Source organism: Acinetobacter lwoffii (assembly GCF_024129115.1).
GTDB classification, from domain to species: Bacteria; Pseudomonadota; Gammaproteobacteria; order Pseudomonadales; family Moraxellaceae; genus Acinetobacter; species Acinetobacter lwoffii_T.
The window spans coordinates 48192-66924 of sequence record NZ_JAMXXO010000002.1 but is presented as its reverse complement, the minus strand read 5'-3'; the positions used below and the strand labels follow the sequence as shown (position 1 = coordinate 66924).

General features: G+C 43.2%; 15 protein-coding genes. 8 read left to right on the top strand and 7 right to left on the bottom strand.

The window, feature by feature from the left end; all coding sequences use genetic code 11:
- Positions 1 to 75 precede the first annotated feature (75 nt).
- A complete protein-coding gene (aspS, locus tag NI470_RS02880; RefSeq protein ID WP_005107847.1) occupies positions 76 to 1860 on the bottom strand; it encodes an aspartate--tRNA ligase in 1785 nt (594 codons plus the stop codon).
- 162 nt (positions 1861 to 2022) lie between these two features.
- Positions 2023 to 2787, bottom strand: a complete 765-nt coding sequence (locus NI470_RS02875) for a DUF4184 family protein (RefSeq protein ID WP_253147683.1) — start codon at positions 2785 to 2787, stop codon at positions 2023 to 2025.
- A 142-nt stretch (positions 2788 to 2929) separates the two neighbouring features.
- On the opposite strand from NI470_RS02875, the gene znuD reads away from it, so the two are divergent.
- Both znuD and NI470_RS02865 read left to right on the top strand, forming a co-directional pair.
- Complete coding sequence (gene znuD, locus NI470_RS02870) at positions 2930 to 5056, top strand: zinc piracy TonB-dependent receptor ZnuD (RefSeq protein ID WP_253147682.1); 2127 nt, start codon at positions 2930 to 2932, stop codon at positions 5054 to 5056.
- 106 nt (positions 5057 to 5162) lie between these two features.
- Positions 5163 to 6626 carry a phospholipase D-like domain-containing protein gene (locus NI470_RS02865; RefSeq protein WP_121980094.1) on the top strand — a complete coding sequence of 488 codons (1464 nt, stop codon included), beginning with the start codon at positions 5163 to 5165 and terminating at the stop codon, positions 6624 to 6626.
- An 84-nt stretch (positions 6627 to 6710) separates the two neighbouring features.
- On the opposite strand, the gene NI470_RS02860 is transcribed toward NI470_RS02865, so the two are convergent.
- The gene (locus NI470_RS02860) at positions 6711 to 7169 is read right to left on the bottom strand and encodes a hypothetical protein (protein WP_004278314.1); all 459 of its coding nucleotides are present in this window, start codon (positions 7167 to 7169) and stop codon (positions 6711 to 6713) included.
- Between the two features lie 180 nt (positions 7170 to 7349).
- On the opposite strand from NI470_RS02860, the gene NI470_RS02855 reads away from it, so the two are divergent.
- Complete coding sequence (locus NI470_RS02855) at positions 7350 to 7802, top strand: RcnB family protein (RefSeq protein WP_253147681.1); 453 nt, start codon at positions 7350 to 7352, stop codon at positions 7800 to 7802.
- Between the two features lie 197 nt (positions 7803 to 7999).
- Here NI470_RS02855 and NI470_RS02850 read toward each other — a convergent pair whose 3' ends face one another.
- A complete protein-coding gene (locus tag NI470_RS02850; RefSeq protein ID WP_004647497.1) occupies positions 8000 to 8497 on the bottom strand; it encodes a phosphate-starvation-inducible protein PsiE in 498 nt (165 codons plus the stop codon).
- A gap of 174 nt (positions 8498 to 8671) precedes the next feature.
- On the opposite strand from NI470_RS02850, the gene NI470_RS02845 reads away from it, so the two are divergent.
- The gene (locus NI470_RS02845) at positions 8672 to 8878 is read left to right on the top strand and encodes a hypothetical protein (protein WP_004278311.1); all 207 of its coding nucleotides are present in this window, start codon (positions 8672 to 8674) and stop codon (positions 8876 to 8878) included.
- A 62-nt stretch (positions 8879 to 8940) separates the two neighbouring features.
- Here the strand turns inward: NI470_RS02845 and NI470_RS02840 are convergent, their stop codons facing one another.
- The 3 genes from NI470_RS02840 to NI470_RS02830 form a co-directional block, all read right to left on the bottom strand.
- Positions 8941 to 10722 (bottom strand): acyl-CoA dehydrogenase C-terminal domain-containing protein, encoded by a 1782-nt coding sequence (locus NI470_RS02840; RefSeq protein WP_253147680.1) that lies wholly within the window; start codon positions 10720 to 10722, stop codon positions 8941 to 8943.
- A 168-nt stretch (positions 10723 to 10890) separates the two neighbouring features.
- Entirely contained in the window at positions 10891 to 12693 is a 1803-nt protein-coding gene (locus tag NI470_RS02835; RefSeq protein WP_253147679.1) for an acyl-CoA dehydrogenase C-terminal domain-containing protein, read from the bottom strand.
- Positions 12694 to 12994: 301 nt separating this feature from the next.
- Complete coding sequence (locus NI470_RS02830; RefSeq protein ID WP_253147678.1) at positions 12995 to 13588, bottom strand: hypothetical protein; 594 nt, start codon at positions 13586 to 13588, stop codon at positions 12995 to 12997.
- Positions 13589 to 13723: 135 nt separating this feature from the next.
- Here NI470_RS02830 and baeS point away from each other — a divergent pair, with 135 nt between their 5' ends.
- From baeS to NI470_RS02810, 4 genes are all read left to right on the top strand, one after another.
- A complete protein-coding gene (gene baeS / locus NI470_RS02825) occupies positions 13724 to 15376 on the top strand; it encodes a sensor histidine kinase efflux regulator BaeS (protein WP_253147677.1) in 1653 nt (550 codons plus the stop codon).
- A gap of 13 nt (positions 15377 to 15389) precedes the next feature.
- Positions 15390 to 16076, top strand: coding sequence for a response regulator (locus NI470_RS02820; RefSeq protein ID WP_004278304.1), 687 nt, complete (start codon positions 15390 to 15392; stop codon positions 16074 to 16076).
- Between the two features lie 93 nt (positions 16077 to 16169).
- Positions 16170 to 17576 (top strand): hypothetical protein, encoded by a 1407-nt coding sequence (locus NI470_RS02815; protein WP_253147676.1) that lies wholly within the window; start codon positions 16170 to 16172, stop codon positions 17574 to 17576.
- A 54-nt stretch (positions 17577 to 17630) separates the two neighbouring features.
- Complete coding sequence (locus NI470_RS02810; RefSeq protein WP_171304322.1) at positions 17631 to 18707, top strand: DUF5723 family protein; 1077 nt, start codon at positions 17631 to 17633, stop codon at positions 18705 to 18707.
- Positions 18708 to 18733 lie beyond the last annotated feature (26 nt).

The following is an 18733-nucleotide window of genomic DNA, read 5'->3' as shown; positions in this document are numbered from 1 at the left end:
CTGTTCCAGATGCGACTCAATCTTACAAAAAAAGCCCCGCACGAGGCAGGGCTTTTTCACTTAAAACGTCAAGAATTATTCTTGAGATTCAGCTTTTGGTTTTTCACGTAAGCGAATACCCAGGTCACGCAGTTGGTTTGATTCAACTGGTGCCGGCGCTTGAGTCAATGGACATTCAGCAGTCTTGGTTTTCGGGAATGCAATCACGTCACGAATAGAAGAACCGCCAGTCATGAGCATCACAAGACGGTCAAGACCAAATGCCAAACCACCATGCGGAGGAGCACCGTAACGTAATGCATTTAATAAGAAGCTGAATTTCTCTTCCGCTTCTTCTTCACCAATACCTAATGCTTCAAAGATCGCTTTTTGCATTTCAAGGTTATGAATACGCAGTGAACCACCACCGATTTCAGTACCGTTCAATACCATATCGTAAGCAACGGACAATGCCGCACCTGGATTGTTCTTCACTTCTTCAACGCTTGATTTTGGTAGCGTGAATGGATGGTGAACAGAGGTCCATTTGCCATCATCAGTTTCTTCGAACATTGGGAAATCAACAACCCAAAGTGGCGCCCACTCACAAGTTGCAAGTTTCATGTCATGACCGATCTTCACACGAAGCGCGCCCATGGCATCGTTTACAACTTTGGCTTTGTCTGCACCGAAGAATACGATGTCGCCATTTTCAGCGCCAACCCGTTTCAATAGATCAAGCACGATTGGCTCGATGAATTTCACGATTGGAGATTGAAGACCTTCGATGCCTTTTTCAAGTTCGTTGACTTTGATGTACGCTAAACCGCGCGCACCGTAGATGCCCACAAACTTGGTGTATTCATCAATCGCGCTACGTGGCAGTGAACCCGCACCCGGTACGCGAAGCGCAACGATACGGCCTTTAGGATCTTTTGCAGGGCCTGCGAATACTTTGAACTCAACGTCTTGCATTAAGTCTGCAACGTCAACCAGTTTCAAAGGAATACGCATATCCGGTTTGTCAGATGCATAGTCACGCATTGCATCGTTGTATGTCATGCGTGGGAATTTATCAAACTCAACGTTTAGAAGTTCTTTGAACATCTTAACGGTTAAAGTTTCCATTAAATCCATGATGTCATCGTCACTCATGAACGATGTTTCAACGTCGATCTGGGTGAATTCAGGCTGACGGTCCGCACGCAAGTCTTCATCACGGAAACATTTCGCGATTTGGTAGTAACGATCAATACCGCCCACCATCAACAACTGTTTGAATAGCTGTGGCGATTGTGGAAGTGCGTAGAAGCTACCGTTAGATACGCGGCTTGGCACTAAATAGTCACGCGCACCTTCAGGCGTTGCACGAGTTAAGATCGGAGTTTCAACGTCTAGGAAGCCATTGTCTTCGAAGTAGTTACGAATCAGGTTGGTTAATTTAGAACGGAAACGTAAACGATCTAGCATTTCTGGACGACGGATGTCCAAGAAACGGTATTTCAAACGAATTTCTTCAGAAATATTGGTGTTTTCGTCATTCAAAGGGAATGGCGGAGTTTCAGACTGAGCAAGAACTTCAATTTCTTTGCCTAAGACCTCGATTTGACCGCTCACCATATTGGCATTTTCTGTGCCTTCATAACGGCGACGCACACGGCCTGTAATTTTTAATACAAATTCTGAACGTACTTTATCAGCAGTTGCGAATGCTTCAGGAGTATCTGGGTCAATAACCACTTGAACAAGACCATCACGGTCACGCATGTCAAGGAAGATTACACCACCGTGGTCACGGCGACGGTGTACCCAACCGCATAATGTTACGGTTTGGTCAATTTGAGCTTCGGTTAAAGAACCGCAGTAATGAGTTCGCATCATAGCGTTAGAAATCCAACTATATGGGTTAAGGTCAGCGAATACGTAAACAGCGTACCGCTTTGAGTAAAGGTAGGATTATGCCTCTTTGGGCATGTTGTCACAAGAACTTGGGTCAAAAACAATATCATTTTAAAGTGAATAGGGGCAAAGCCAGTGCTTTGTTTAACCCATCCTGCGATCTCTATCTAAAAATAAAAACAATAAACAGCCCAGACTAAAGGTGATCAGAAAGCCTTGGCTAAATTCATTAATAGAGCGACCAGTAAAATAATAGAGGTCCGATTGCCAGACTTCTGTAGAGATATAGCGTGCATAATCCCAGACCGAAAATAGGCCGGTAAATATAGAAAAGAGCAATAAGCCCCAGGCAAATGCTTTGATTTTCACACTGACTGCAAGATATTGCTGATGAGTTTTATAATAATGCAGGCTCATCCACAGGATAAAAGGCAAGACAATCACTGAGGTGCCAATTTGTAAAATCCGGTGTAACGGATAACTTTGTCCAAAGAGCTGGAAGTGTTGGGCTAAGACGTCATGAAAGGCAAAAGTTCGAAAATCGACGTGGGTCAGTCCATCCCAGATTAAATGGGTAGCTGTACCGACGATCAGTGCCAGACACATCACCAGGGTGAATTTTAGTGCTGAAAGGATATTGTGAATCTTTAAATCATGCTGAATACCGATGAAACGGTAAATCACGGGCCGGTAAATCAGGTACCAGACCGCACAAAAAGCCAAACCAATCCAGAGATCTGGATGAATCAGAGAAGACCATAAATGGGTGATATTCGAATTAGTATGAGTAAACAAGCGATGCAGATCGGGAACCATGCTCCCAATGGCCAGCGCAGCAACAGGTAGTCTATTCCCAGTCAAATATGAAATAGGTGGAGCAAGCACAGCATGCGATAAGGTAAAGGGCATAAAAATAGTGTTTTTAATGTAATAAAAAAATATTCAAAGGACATTCTAATAAAATATAGCACTGATTATCGTAAAGGATTGCAAAGATAATGAAATGTTATATTATAACATTCATCCAAAATACTGAATTTGAGCTTCGGTCATGTCCTTTCCTAAGAATCTAATAACATTGTCAATTTTTGCTGTAGTTGCACCTACAGTATTTGCAGAGCAATCCTCATCTTCTATCCCGGTTCAGACCATGGACACGATTCAGGTGCAAGCTCATCCATTGGTGCAGACTGCAGCAGATTTTGCAGTTGCAGATCATTTCGTGGATCAGAAAGCACTGTCTGAACGCGCCCCCACCATTGGTGATGCCTTGGCAGATGAGCTGGGTGTTTATTCTAATCAATATGGTTCAGGCTCAAGCCGTCCTGTGATTCGGGGTCAAGATGGTCCACGTGCGAAAGTGTTGCAGCATGCGTCTGAAACAGCGGATGTATCCACTTTGTCTCCTGACCATGCTGTCACCGTTGATCCGATTCTGGCGAAACAGGTCGAAGTGATTCGCGGTCCATCGACCTTGCTTTATGGTGCCGGTACAGTTGGTGGGTTGGTGAATGTCACTGATCAAAAAATCCCAACTCAAATGCCTGAAGATGGTTTGGAAGGTACAGTCGGCCTGCGTTATAACAGCGGCAGTGATGAAAAACTGGCAAGTGCTGGTGTAACAGCGGGTATTGGTGAAAACTTTGCTTTGCGTGTAGAAGGCTCAAAGCGTAACGCCAATGATTATATTGCACCTGATTATTTTCATGAGCATGATGACGAATTAGAAAAAGAACGTCGTGTGGGCAATACTTTTGCTGAAGGGCAAACAGTCAATATTGGCGGATCATGGATTCATGATCGTGGTTTTGTCGGTCTGTCTTATAGCAACCGTCAGGATCAGTATGGTTTGCCAGGTCATAGTCATGAATATCATGGCTGTGAAATTCATGGCGATCATTTTCACTGTCCAAAACCGGGTGAAGATGAGCACGATCATGAAGAAACCGCGGGTCCTTGGGTAGATTTAAAGTCTGAGCGTTATGATGTCCGTACCGAACTTGAACAGCCTTTTGCCGGTTTTGAAAAGTTACGTGCGCATGCCAGCTTTACCGATTATGAACATGATGAACTGGAAGAAAATGCAGTCATCAGTAACTTTAAAAGCAAGGGCTATGATGCACGTTTAGAACTGGTGCATGTTCCTGTCGCAGGTTGGGAGGGGGTGATTGGAACCCAGCTTTCACAGCAAAAAATTAATTTATCCGCTCCAGAAGCACATGGTCATGCAGAGCACGATCATGAAGGACATGAGCATGATCATGGTGAGCATGCGAGTCATAATCATGATGTGCTGATGGCAGACACCAAAACCCAGAAATACAGCTTATTTGCTTTGGAACATAAACAGATCGGTGATGTACATGTGGAACTTGGAGCACGTGTCGATCATCAAAAAGTAACAGTAGACTCGGAACAGAAAGATTATTCCGGTACGGGTCTTTCCGCATCTGCGGCTGCGAATTGGGAGTTTGCACCGAGTTACAAACTGTCTGTAGTCGGATCACATCAGCAGCGTTTGCCTTTAGCTCAAGAACTCTATGCTGATGGCTTGCATTTTGCGACCAATACCTATGAACTCGGTAATCCTGATCTCGATAAAGAAACTTCAAATAATCTCGAGTTAGGTCTGCATTATGAAGGGGATAAACTGGATTACCATGTGCATGTCTATCACAACTGGTTTGATGATTATATCTATGGCGAAACGGTAGCGCAGAAAGGTAATTTACGTGGCGTGCAATATACCCAGGACAAAGCCAGATTCTATGGTACAGAAGCACAAGCCGGGTATCAGATCAATGATATGTATAAGCTCAGCGTCTTTGGGGACTATGTGCGTGGCAAGATTGAAGCTGAGAATGCACCACGTGTACCTGCAGGTCGTTTAGGAACAAAAGTTGAAGCAGACTTTGCCGATGGCTGGTCAGGTCTGGCTGAATATTATCATGTCTTTAATCAGGACAAGATCGCCAGCTATGAAGATGAAACCCAGGGCTACAATATGGTGAATGTTGGCTTAAGCTATGCCAATAGCCTTGCAGATAACAATGCTTATCGGGTTTATTTCAAGGCCAATAACCTGCTTGATGATCAGGTGTATTCACATACTTCCTTCCTGTCGAATATTCCGCAGGTGGGTCGCAACTTTACTGTCGGCGTGCAGTATGATTTCTAACAGGTCTACTGAAATAATCGACCAAATCATCTAGATCTCACTGAAATCTACTTGAAAAATCATAAGATAAAACCTAGCCTGAGTATATTGGGTTAGGTTTTATCTTATGCGTATCTTTCAACGAATTCACAATAAATTGAACTGGTCGAATCGCCGTTATGCGACTTTGATCATTAGTATGCTGGCCGTGGGTTATTTGGCTTCGGCAATCTACCACACGTATAAGCCTTTGCCGGAAGATCTGAATTACACGGGCAAGCTGCGTCATGCCGAAGTCAAATTTCTGGCCGATCAGACTTATCTGGATGCCGAAGGAAAACAGCATTTAGATCATCGCATTTTTAATGAAATGCTGAAAATGATTGAAGAGGCCAAATCGCTGATTGTGCTGGATATGTTTTTATTTAATCAGCAAACCGGTGCATCTACGCAGCATCATCAGGCACTGAGTAAACAGTTGAGTGATGCTTTAATCAGTAAGCGTCTGCTGCAGCCTGAGGTAGAAATCAAATTTATTACCGATCCGATCAATTCGGTCTATGGTGGAATTAGATCCGAGCAGTATCGGGAATTACGTCAGCACGGTATTGATGTGATTGAAACCAATCTGACACCGTTGCGGGCTTCCAATCCAAGCTGGTCCGGCTTCTGGTATATCTGTTGCCAGGGCATTGGCAATAATCCGGAAACAGGCTGGTTGCCGAATCCATTTGGAACAGAAAAAATTACCCTGCGCAGTTATTTTGATTTGTTTAACTTTAAAGCCAATCATCGCAAAACTATGGTGGTGGATACCGATCAAGGCTGGAAAGCACTGGTCACGTCCATGAACCCGCATGATGGCAGTTCGCGGCATTCCAATATTGGCTTATTGGTCTGGGGTAGCACAGCCGTCGATATTCTGAAAACAGAACTGTCTGTAGGCATGATGTCACAAGCGAATATGCCAGCCATTGTCGCTGGGGATTTTCAGGCAGACATTAGCCAACCACAAGTTCAGGTGCTGACTGAAAAAGCCATTTATGATGCGATTCTGAATCTGATTCAGACCGCGAAAGCCAATGAACAGATTGATCTGGCGATGTTTTATCTGTCTGAGCGCAAGATTATCAAAAGTCTGATAGCGGCCCATGAGCGTGGTGTCAAAGTCCGGATTTTACTCGACCCAAATAAAGATGCTTTTGGCCGTGAAAAGAATGGAATTCCAAACCGGCAGGTGGCTTCAGAATTGCACGAAGCGGGTATCGAGGTGCGCTGGTGTCGTACTCAAGGCGAGCAATGCCATAGCAAGATCCTGATGAAGCGCAGCGCTCAGCAAGCTGAAATGATTTTAGGCTCGGCCAATTTTACGGTGCGCAATTTGAAAAACTATAATCTGGAAACCAATATGCGCGTGGTCGGTCAACCTCAGGCTGAAGTTTTCAGGGAGGCCCAGCAATATTTTGAGGGGGCATGGTCAAATCTGAATGGCCGTTCTATGAGTGTGGACTACACGCAATATGCAGAAAACTCGTTCTTTAAATATTGGCTGTATCGTTTTATGGAATGGAGCGGCTGGTCGACGTTTTGATTTTAAATCCCTCCTGACCCCCCTTTTTTAAAAGGGAGGAAAGTCCCTCTTTGAAAAAGAGGGATTTAGGGAGATTTTTTATTATCAGCTTTTTGATTCTGGATTCGGCGGAACCAACTGATCCAGCTCTTTATCCGTTAATTGATCCAGCTCAGAAATATCTGTTTTAATTTTCCATTGCGCTTCATCATCGACTGGATTTGGTAGACGCGCTTCTAACCAGTCACAAACCACATCTGGCGGGAAATCGGCGTGATTACACTGGATTACCCAAGACAGGAAATCTTTGGCTACACCATTCATATATGGCGGTGGCGAAACTGGAAGGAACTGAGTTGGGAGACGTTCATTTTTAGAAATATAATTCAGGACATGTCCCAGCTCTTGCACAGTTTGCCAAGCCAGCGGATGATCGACATTGATCTGAAACTTAAACCACCATGCCTGTTTGCCATCTGAACCATAGCTATCAATCCGTTCTTTCTGAACACTCGGCACTTTAGAAAAATATTCATGTAAACGATCGAAATTTAAATCAGACACAGTATTCAACTCGAAACATTAAAAAAAGTAATTTTAGCATAAAGCAGTCGCTTGCCGACGTGCCTGTCAGATTGAAAATAGGCGAGCGCATTACAAAAAATTGCAGCTCCAGCGAGCTTATCCATATTTTTTGCATCTATTTTGTTTAAAATATAAGCAGATTATTCGGAGGAAGCTCAAATGAGAATCGTACTATCGAGTGCAATATTCGCTGCATTGCTATTGGGAGCTTCTGCACAAAGTATGGCTGGCAATGCTTGGGTGGGTTATGGTGGTGTAGATCGATCCACACCGAAGTATCGCAGCGCACCACGACCTTATGATCCACCACGGCAGCATTACCCGCAACGTCCACTGCCACCGCGACCACATTACCCGCAACGACCACCATATTGGGGCTATCCACCTGCACAGAGTCAAAGTGGATTAAACATTCAGTATCAGGCACCGACCACTATTTATCAAAATTCGAATAGTTATAGCTGGGTCAATGGTGATCCGAATGTTGCCCGGATTGAAAGTTCGAGATATACGGTAATTACCGATTGGCAGCGTTTAGGGTTACCACCACCACCGCGTGGCAGCTACTGGATTTATGAAAACGGACGCTATGTGCTGGTGCCGAATCGTTAAACTGCTCTAAACTCTGAACGGATAATTCAGTTATAAACGTCAATAACTCAAAAAGACCAAAATAGTTCCCTCTCCTGTGAGGAGATGAGTAGCACTGCTACGCAAGGGAGAGATTGCTTGAGATAAATCTCCCAAAACCCTAAACGAGGCTTAAGTATTACTTTAAGCTGAAGTGCAAAAAAAGAGGGCTTAAAAGACTATGCCAATTCATCATCTTCTGGACGCGGTGTTTTGCCAAGGGGTAATGGCTTTTCACTATGTTTGTCACGAATCACGGATGGATAAGTCCATGAGGCATAGCGCACCACTAATATCGCAAAGGCCAGAATCAGAATCGAACCGGTAATAATCACCAGATCCATGCTGGCTTTATGCGTGTGTTGAATATCTGCAATCAGCAAACGGGTCAGTGCAGTAATGGCAATATAAATCAGGAAACGTACTGGCATATGGTTGGTTTTGAAATAGATGCCGACCATGGCACCAAGTTCCAGATAAATAAACAACAGAAGAATGTCGTCAATGGTGGCGAACTGTTTCACGGTCAGAATGTCAATGACGGTATGGCCAGCGGACCAGATCACCATACAGCCAATAATAAACAGCGCAATATAATGAAAGCTTTCTACAGCAAGATTGCCAAGACGGTCGAGGAGAGCTTCAAATTTTTCAATTTTCGGACGTGATTTAGACATATTATCCTCCTGATTTTTCATGTGAAATAAAGATAGTTGAAGAATAACGTGCAAAGATCATGCACAGAATGATTGAATGAAAAATAAAGATTAAATTATTTGAACTTTTGCGCTTTTTTTAGACTAAATTGCTATATTGTATGGGTGGTAACATTGAATAAATAGGAGAAAAAAGTGTTAGATAAAATTCAAACAAAAATTAGCCAATTAGAAGCCGGAAAAAAATTAATCCTCGGCGTAGGCATTAAGGCTGAAGATATGCAAAAGGTGGTGGAACTCTGCGAGTCTTTAGAGTCAGAGGGGAATATCAAAATTGTGAATAAACATCTGAATCCGAAGAGCAATAATCAGCCGGATACCTTGCTAATTCAAAAAGTTTAATTGTTGCATTTTCATAAAAAAACGCCTGCTGATGCAGGCGTTTTTTATTGCAGATTTTCAGCTTAAGCTTGAGTCGTGAAATAATCTTCAGAGAAGTTCATGATGACGTCAGAACCTGATTTCACTTTAGTAATGCGTAATGCCAGTTCAGGCAGAATGCGTTGTACAAAATAACGTGCCAGAGCGAGTTTATTTTGATAGAACTCACCTTCTTTATTTTTCGCTGCATTGGTAATGCGCGCGAACATATAAGAGAAGCTCAACAGACCTACAGCGTGCAGATAGTCAACTGCGGTTGCATTCGGGAAGTCATGGCTTTCTCGTGCTGCTTCCAGAATGTACTGAGTCACCGATTCAACTTCAGTTGCTGCATCCAGTGTGGCATCTTTAATAAAGTTTAGATCCGCATCCAGACTATTGGCAAAGTCACGGATTTCAGAGATATATTCAGAGATATATTCGCCGCCACATTTAATGGTTTTGCGGCCGATCAAGTCTTGTGACTGTACACCGTTGGTGCCTTCATAGATCTGGGAAATACGTAGGTCACGGATACATTGCTCCAAGCCCCATTCACGGATATAGCCATGACCACCGAAGACCATTTGTGCATCTAGGGTCGCCTGGAATGCGGTATCCGTTAAATACGCTTTCGCGATTGGTGTTAATAGCGCAACGCGGTCATTGGCTTTTTTCACCGCTTCAGGATCAGTAGAGAATTTGGTGATATCCAGTTGCTGACCTACATAAACTGCAAAGGCACGCGAAGCTTCGTTATTGGCACGTACATTCAGCAGCATACGGCGTACATCACCATGCACCAGAATGCTATCCGCAGGTTTGCTTGGTGACTGAACGCCAGCCGCACTACGACCCTGTAAACGGTCTGTGGCATATTGCGCAGCGTTTTGATAAGCGAATTCAGAAGCACCTAGGCCTTGAATACCCATCGACAGACGTTCGTAGTTCATCATCACGAACATCGCAGCGAGACCTTCGTTTTCTTTACCAACGAGGTAACCTTTGGCACCGTCAAAGTTCATGACACAAGTCGCAGATGCCTTGATCCCCATCTTGTGTTCGATTGAACCTGGGCCGACCGGATTACGCTCGCCGATAGAACCATCTTCATTCACCAGGAATTTCGGTACGATGAAGAGGGAAATACCACGAGAGCCAGCAGGGGCATCTGGGGTTTTTGCTAGAACTAGGTGAATAATATTTTCCGCCAGGTCATGATCACCACCCGTGATGAAAATCTTGGTGCCGCTGATGCTATAAGTGCCGTCTTCGTTACGTTCAGCTTTGGTTTTGATAATACCCAGATCAGTACCGGCATGTGGTTCGGTTAAGCACATGGTGCCTGACCACTCACCCGAATAAATTTTAGGTAAATAGGTTTCTTTTTGTGCTTGTGAAGCATAGCTGTTCAGCGCCATGCCCGCACCAACAGAAAGCAATGGATACAGCATGAAAGACGGGTTGGTGGCAAACAGCATTTCATCAGAAAGTACCGTTAGCATTTTCGGCATTTCCTGGCCGCCCCATTCCATATCTGCGCCCAGACCAATCCAGCCACCTTCTGCATATTGTTTGAACGCTTCTTTAAAGCCAGCAGGTGTGGTCACATTACCATTTTCAATTTTTGCGCCTTCTTCATCGCCGGTACGGTTCAGAGGAAGCATGACGTTTTGAGAAAATTTTGCCATTTCTTCAAGAATCGCTTCTGCTGTCGCAGCATCCAGATGCGCTAGATTTTCATTGGCCTGCCAGAATTGTTCTGCATTGAAGACATCGTTCAGGATGAATTTCATATCGGCAAGTGGCGCGTTATAAATTGGCATGGTGTGTCACCTGTTTATTGTTTGATTAAATGAGTTTTAATCAGTCTAAAACACTCAAAATCTGAATGTTAGACGACTAAAGGTTAATTCTGTAACTCTTTATAAAGAAAAAGGACTGCCTGTTGATTGACCGTCCTTTTTCTGAAATGTAGCTAGTCTGAGACTAACTTAGAATGCAAAGTGTTCCGCATCCAGGTTCATCAATGGCTCTACACCTGTCGCAATCACTTCAACGTGTGAACGAACGCGTGGCAGGATTTTCTTGAAGTAGAAGCGTGCTGTCGTCACTTTGGCATTGTAGAAATCAACCTCAGTGGTGCCCGCAGCCAGTTGCTCCTGAGCAACCAATGTCATACGTGCCCATAGGTAAGCTAGCGTGACATAACCAGAGAAGTAGAGGTAATCGACTGCAGCCGCACCCACTTCTTCAGGGTTTTGCATCGCGCGCATACCAATCTGCATGGTCAGATCGCCCCATTCTTTGTTCAAGGCAGCCAATGGTTCAACGAATTCTTTCATTGCAGCATTGTCTTTGTGCGCTTCAGCAAATTTATGGATGATCTTGGTGAAGTCTTTCAACATTGCACCTTGCGTACCCAATACTTTACGGCCTAACAAGTCTAGTGCCTGAATTTCAGTGGTACCTTCGTACAGGCAAGCAATACGTGTATCACGTACGATCTGCTCCATACCGTGCTCAGAAATAAAGCCATGACCACCGAATACCTGAACACCGTGTTTCGCAGCTTCAGAACCGGTTTCAGTCAGGAATGCTTTTGCGATTGGTGTTAGCAATGACAGGATGTTGTCTGCAAATTTACGGTCTGCTTCTTCTGCAGCATGTTCAACCACGTCAGCATATTGTGCTAACAGGTAAACCAGTGCACGACCACCTTCTGCATATGCTTTTTGAGTTAAAAGCATGTTACGTACCGCAGGATGCACAATGATTGGATCTGCTTCTTTTTCAGGTGCTTTAGGACCAGAAAGAGAGCGCATTGCCAGACGATCTTTTGCGTATGCAAGCGCGCCTTGGAATGAACCTTCAGATGCTGCAAGCCCTTGAACTGCTGTACCGATACGTGCTGTGTTCATGAACGTGAACATGCAGTTCAAGCCGCGGTTTTCAGGTCCAATCAGGAAGCCTTTAGCATTGTCAAAGTTGATGACACAAGTCGCGTTACCATGGATACCCATCTTGTGTTCGATCGAACCACAACGTACGCCGTTACGCTCGCCAATAGAACCGTCAGCATTCAGGTTGAATTTTGGCACGATGAATAATGAGATACCTTTGGTACCTTTCGGTGCACCTGGCAGACGAGCAAGTACGATATGGATAATGTTCTCTGCCATGTCGTGTTCACCAGCAGAGATAAAGATCTTCTCGCCAGAGATTGCGTAGCTACCGTCCGCTTGTGGTTCAGCTTTGGTACGGATAATACCCAGGTCAGAACCCGCATGGGATTCAGTTAAGCACATGGTACCCGTCCATTCACCTGAAACCAGTTTAGGCAGGTAAGCGTCTTTTTGTTCAGCTGAACCATGATGTTCTAAAGTACGAACCGCACCGTGAGACAGGCCAGGGTACATGCCCCATGCCCAGTTCGCAGTACCCACCATTTCAGAAATCGCGATACCTAAAGAGTTCGGTAAGCCTTGACCGCCGTATTGTTCTTCAGCAGAAAGAGAAGGGAAGCCAAGCTCGATGTATTTTTGGTACGCTTCTTTAAAGCCAGTCGGAGTCGTAACAACGCCGTCATTCCAGGTACAGCCTTCACGGTCACCGGTCTGGTTGATCGGAGACAATTCGTTTTCACAGAAGTCAGCCGCAGCTTCTAAGTACTGATCTACCAGCTCACGGCTTACGTTTTCTTGGAATGCAGGGAGATTTGCATAGTGTTGTTCAGCATTTAATAATTCATGCAACACAAATTGCATGTCACGTAAAGGCGCTTTGTATTGTGGCATATCGGTTTCCTCAATACTGGTTGAACCAGCGTTATAATCTTAGATGAACTAAAACCTGTCTTCACTGACACGGTTTGGAATGATCTAATCGTGCAACAACTTCCCCTGCGGTACAAGCTTTTCGGGGTGTTTTCTTGGTGACTGTAAAGTCAAAGATTAATCTGCATGACGCATTAAAGGTCTTGAGTATAAAGACTTTAGCCATATTCTGCAGGAAACGAATAGTCAACTGTATGCATGAAAGAGCACGCAATAAAAAAGCACCCGAAGGTGCTAGTCGTGAAGCCTTGATTCCTATGCATTAATAGGTAGAGGCTGTGGGCTGGAAACGGACATGACAGTTGCCATTGATGGTTTGTTCGCTCATCTTGATCTGTGCACCAGTCCCGTCTTTTTTGCCTTGACAGGCTTGCAGCATGGCTTGTTGATGTGCCTGACGTTGAGCGAGGCGCTGATCAAACTGTTTAGTCAATTCTGCACGTTTGGCATCCGTCAAGACTTCACCGTGCATCATGCCTCTACGCATATCGGCACGCATCGGACGATGCTCAGCTTTCATGTCGCGATGGCTTTTCATCTCTTTATGATCTGCTTTAAAGACCATCTTGCAGGTGCCGTCTATGGTTTTATCGCCAGTCTTGATTTGAACAGCCGAGCCCACAGCTTTATTGTCGCAGGCCTGTTGAAGCTGTTTGGCAAACTGCATGTATTCTGCACGCTTTGCCTTAAACTGTTCACGCTGTTCGGGAGTTAGATGCTGTTTTTTGCCTTCATGATGTTTCATCATGTGGGGATGATCATTGCTTGGGACATTGCTGGTGGATTGACAGGCAGTCAACGCACCCATTGATAAAACACTTGCACTGATTAATGCTATTTTTGTCATCGTTTGCATATGATTAATCCCGTTAAAGGTCTGATTCTTTTGATCGTTAAAGATTAAACAATAAAGATGTAGAAACAATGAAGGGTTTTTTGATGCAGTGTTCGCTACAATAATGAATATAGAAGAAAAATTGAGATTTTACTTTTGAACATTCGCCGTATTCCCATTGCATTACGTCTATTTTTGACTGTGCTGTTGACCACGCTGGTCATTACCACGGTGAGTCTGGGTGTATTGCATCTGAATATGCAGCGTAATTTCGCCCGTTATGTCGCTGATGTCGAAATGCAGAAGCTGGATTATGTGATTGAAAATCTGGCGGATGTCTATGCAGTCTATCAGGACTGGGGCAACGCGATTCAGGCACAGATTCTCCAGATGGAAGGTGAAGCCGCACCAGATGATTATGACCGATTATCACGCTGGTGGTTACGCCGACAGTATGATATTGCCTTACAACAGCGTTATTTTCAGGAACAGACCCTGGCTCAAGTGGCACCGAGTATGGTGGATCCAGAGCTGCCCCAACGTCAGGTCAATGAAGAAGAATTACGTTTATTAGCATCTAATTTGCCCTCCCAGTTTCAGCCTTTTGAAGGCCTGAAATTCCCGCTCAGTTCCAATCAAAATCTGTTTAGAACTGATCGCAAAAATGGTGAGCAGCCAGCACAGCAACCGACTGGCAAAAAACAGTTTATCCAGATGCCGGACCGTCTCGGCCTCAGTTCACGTCTCTCCCTGTATGATGCAAAACGTCGTTTTGTAGTCGGTGAAGCTTCGGATGAGCAGATTTCTTATCGTCCGATTATGGTGAATAATCAGATTGTCGGCTATTTGGGCTTAAAACCGGTTCTGGATCAGGATGATGCGCTCAGTATTAATTTCTTCAGTAACCAAAAGCGTTATTTATTTCTGGTTTATGCACTCAGTATTTTGGCGAGCCTGATTGCGTCCTTGTTATTGGCGACTTATTTTAAAAAGCCGATTCAACGTCTGCTCAATGGTACACGTGCCTTGACTCAGGGAAATTATCAATATCAGGTTAAAGTAAACCGGAATGATGAATTAGGTGATTTATCCAATGAATTAAATGCATTGGCGGTGATTCTGGATCAGCATGAAACCTCACGCCGTCAGTGGGTGGCAGATACTTCGCATGAATTAAAAACCCCATTGGCAGTGTTGCAAGCACAGATTGAAGCGATGCAGGACGGGATTCGTAAACCTACCCCTGAACATTTTGCGTCTATGCTGGCTCAGGTAAACAGCCTGAAAAAACTGACTCAAGATCTGGCCGCGCTGGCACAGGTCGATGCCCAGCAATTGCAATTCTATTTCTCGACGGTGAATCCGTGGGAGGTGGTGCAGCAGGAACTCATTAACTTCCAGCCGAACTTTGAGCAGGCTGAATTGACGGTCACTGCAGATGGCGAAGGGACTGAGTTAAATTTGGATCTGGATCGTTTTAAACAGATTGTGGCGAACTTGCTCAGTAACAGTATTCGCTATACTGAAGCAGGCGGGCAGGTGCATATTCACACTACGCAAGATGATAAAGAATGGACCTTATATGTCGATGATAGTCCGTTTGGTCTGACTGATGAACAACTGGCGCGTATTGGTGAGCGTTTCTACCGTGTCGATGATTCGCGTACCCGGGCAACTGGCGGAACCGGACTGGGTTTGGCATTATCATGTAAAATTACGCAGGCGCTGGGCGGCAGCTTAAGCTTTGCACATTCACCACTGGGTGGTTTACGATGCAAGCTGAGCTTTCCTAAACAAGTGAAACCATGAAGGGAATAGATTGATGAAACATGTCATGCTGGTTGAAGATGAAATCGAACTTGCACAATTGGTGCGAGACTATCTGGAAGCTGCTGGTTTTGAGGTCAGTATGTTTCATGATGGGCAGGAAGCATATAACAGTTTTACCCAGCGTAAACCGAGTCTGATGATTCTGGACTTGATGGTGCCGCGTATGGACGGCCTGACCATTTGCCGTAAAGTACGTGAACAGTCGGATTTACCGATTATTATGGTGACTGCACGTACTGAAGAAATTGACCGTGTGTTGGGTCTGAATATGGGTGCAGATGATTATCTCTGTAAACCATTTAGTCCGAAAGAACTGGTCGCGCGTGTACAGGCTGTGTTACGTCGTCTGGATCGTAAATCAGAACCGGAAAGCAATGATTTATTCCGTATGGACAAATCACAACAGCGCATCTGGTATCAACAAAAAGCCTTGAATTTAACGCCGACCGAATTCCGTTTACTGGAGTTATTCCTGGAACATGTCGGACAGGTATATTCACGTGCGCAATTGCTGGATCATATTAATCCGGACAGTTTTGATGTGGCTGACCGTGTCATTGACAGTCATATCAAGAATTTGCGCCGCAAGATTTCAGATGCAGCTGAAACCGGCAACCGTCATGAGTGGATTCAGGCGGTGTATGGGGTCGGTTACCGTTTTGAATATCCTGAAGATTGAATAAATAAATATTTTTTTAGCATTGTAAAGCTCCTTTAAAATGGTTATTTTTTAGGAGCTTTTTATTTATAATTTTTAGAGGGTTGGGGTAAAATGATTTTAAAAAAAACATTACTAGTACTAAGTTGCTCTGTGTTTTTAGTGGCTTGTGGTGGAGGTGGGAGTGGAAGCGAATCATCTTCACCTAGCGGAGCAAATGGGGGAGAGGTAACGACACCTGCTTCGGATTTAGAAAAAGCAAAACAACTTGTTAAAACCACCAATGCTATCATTTCTTATTATGATGGTTTTCAAAATATTGCTGATCAATATAAAGTTCCTGCAGAAGTAATAAATAACACATCTTCAGATTTGAGCCGTGCAACAAACTTATTATTAGTGATTGCAGAGGTTGTTACTGAGAATGCACAGGGGCAGACCAAGACTTATACAGCACAACAAATTCAGGATTTAATTAATCAGGATGATGCATATAATTTTAAATTTAAGAGCAATACTTTAAAGGCTAATGTTACGGGTAATTCTATTACTATTTCAGGTGATGCTAGTGTCCAATATTGGCAAGATTTTGATTGGGATAAAGTTACAGCGGACAATGCTTGGAATAATGCAAATTGGTATAACGATCCTGCATATTCAATTTATGGTGATGATGCTGAAGTTACAGTATCAAATTTGGTCTTAGAAGCACCGTTTATTGATACCGCACGTACAACTTATAATTATAAGATTCAGAATAATGGAAAAATTTCTACCAAGAATCTTAAAAATCAAACTGCGAGTTTTAGTTTCACTGCAGATAGTACAGCATCTATGGTTTATGCTACCGCAGATACAATGGAAAACCGTGAAGATATTCCGAATCAAGCCACAATGAATTTAAAAGGACTTTTGTTTGAAAGTGCAGATGTGAAAGCCAATTTAGCAGAAGTTTCTTTAATTGCACGCAAAGCTAAATTTGATAATGGTGTTGAAACTTTAGAACAATTGATTCCATCTGAGTTGGTGCTGAAAGGTCTTGTAAGTTATCAGCAGGAATCGTTGAATTTAGAAGCTAAATTCAATTTGAATAATGATTTATCTAAAGCTATTGATGTGAGTGCTGGGCAGGAAACATCGACTAATTTCATCAATGCGAATTTAAATGTCAAATTAAGCGGTAACTTAAAAGGTGCTAATGCAGTACCTACACCATTTAGCATTGATATTACTGCAAAACGTGCTGAATTTACCAAAGGCACAGCTACTGTTGCCGTTGTCGTTGATAAAAATGCATTGGATATTGAGTTAACTGCAAAAGACTTAGATCAAGAATATCAAGTTATTGCGGGTGTAATTAAGCATAAAAATGGAGCATCCATCAGTATTGCAGATGTACAGGGTTTTACTTCAGCGAATATTATGGTTGCAGGAAAAAGTTACGGGGATCTCACTAAAAACTCATCTGGGCAATATGTGGTGAAATTTAATGATGGCACAATAATTTATATCGCTCCTTAATCTAAAACTTAACTTTGAGAAGAAGGCAGCATTTGCTGTCTTCTTTTATATCTAATGAAAAAAAATTTATTCATATTGGCCGTAAGTTTGCCATGCTCTGCTTATGCGGAAAAAACGATTCAATACAGTATAAATGCTGATATTTATAGTGAGCCTGTTAGTGTACATGCCTTTTTAAATGGTTGGGAAACCCCTAATTTTAAAAAAGGCAATAATGCCTTTGCACATGGGAAAATGAAATTAGAAACCAAACAGGATAATTGGACTGTAGGTTGGGTTTGGGCTTATGACTATCAGATTCATTTTAGTGATGATATGGCAAAGTTATATTATCAAATTGAAAATGATCAGTTAATTGATGCAAATAAACATAATCAATTGGAATTAGAAGCTCAGCATGTCGAAACGGTGGGAACTCGTTTTGCCTATGATTGGAAAGTTCATCCTGATTGGACAATTGTGACAGGGGCAACGGCTCTCATCGGCCGTCATTATGTGGATGGTAAATTTCAAGCAACAGGACAAACAACCAATTTGACTGAATTGATGGATCGAGTAGCTTGGTTAAATGGTTCATTGGATTATAGTTATGACCGTCCTGCTTTAAAAGAAGAAGAATTAGGTTGGGATGGAAGAACCAGTAAAGGTTATGGCTATGGCCTAGATTTTGGTTTACATGGGCAAATCAAAAAAGATTGGAATATTAATCTTCAGGTCGATGATTTACTCGGTTACTTATATTGGGATAAGGCTCCATTTACACGCTACAATCTTTATTACGATCAAAATCAGCGTCCTCGAATGGATCTAAGTGGACAATTAAGTAAGAGCAAACAGTATCGTCAAAAACTGCCTTTTAAATTAAGTTCGGAAATTAGCTATGATGTTCAAACTAAGCCTTGGAGTGCGAGCATTAGTAGTTTTTCAAATGAATATATAACATTAGCTCAACTCAATGCCTTTTGGAAAATGGAACAATTAAAATATGGACTGCATATAGAGCCGCAAACACAAGCTTGGGGATTATCAATACAGCATAAAAATTTTGGTGCTAAATATATGACTGACAATTTAGAGAGTAATCAGGCACATCGTTTTAGTGCCTCTTTATATGCTCAATATTACTGGTAAAATCTTTCAACATTAAAATTTTCTAA

Coding starts and splice junctions, on each gene's coding strand:
- NI470_RS02865 (WP_121980094.1), top strand. CDS start 5,163: ATGCGTATCTTTCAACGAATTCACAATAAATTGAACTGGTCGAATCGC.
- NI470_RS02855 (WP_253147681.1), top strand. CDS start 7,350: ATGAGAATCGTACTATCGAGTGCAATATTCGCTGCATTGCTATTGGGA.
- NI470_RS02820 (WP_004278304.1), top strand. CDS start 15,390: ATGAAACATGTCATGCTGGTTGAAGATGAAATCGAACTTGCACAATTG.
- NI470_RS02810 (WP_171304322.1), top strand. CDS start 17,631: ATGAAAAAAAATTTATTCATATTGGCCGTAAGTTTGCCATGCTCTGCT.
- NI470_RS02835 (WP_253147679.1), bottom strand. CDS start 12,693: ATGCCACAATACAAAGCGCCTTTACGTGACATGCAATTTGTGTTGCAT.
- NI470_RS02840 (WP_253147680.1), bottom strand. CDS start 10,722: ATGCCAATTTATAACGCGCCACTTGCCGATATGAAATTCATCCTGAAC.
- aspS (WP_005107847.1), bottom strand. CDS start 1,860: ATGATGCGAACTCATTACTGCGGTTCTTTAACCGAAGCTCAAATTGAC.
- NI470_RS02830 (WP_253147678.1), bottom strand. CDS start 13,588: ATGCAAACGATGACAAAAATAGCATTAATCAGTGCAAGTGTTTTATCA.
- NI470_RS02815 (WP_253147676.1), top strand. CDS start 16,170: ATGATTTTAAAAAAAACATTACTAGTACTAAGTTGCTCTGTGTTTTTA.
- NI470_RS02875 (WP_253147683.1), bottom strand. CDS start 2,787: ATGCCCTTTACCTTATCGCATGCTGTGCTTGCTCCACCTATTTCATAT.
- znuD (WP_253147682.1), top strand. CDS start 2,930: ATGTCCTTTCCTAAGAATCTAATAACATTGTCAATTTTTGCTGTAGTT.
- NI470_RS02850 (WP_004647497.1), bottom strand. CDS start 8,497: ATGTCTAAATCACGTCCGAAAATTGAAAAATTTGAAGCTCTCCTCGAC.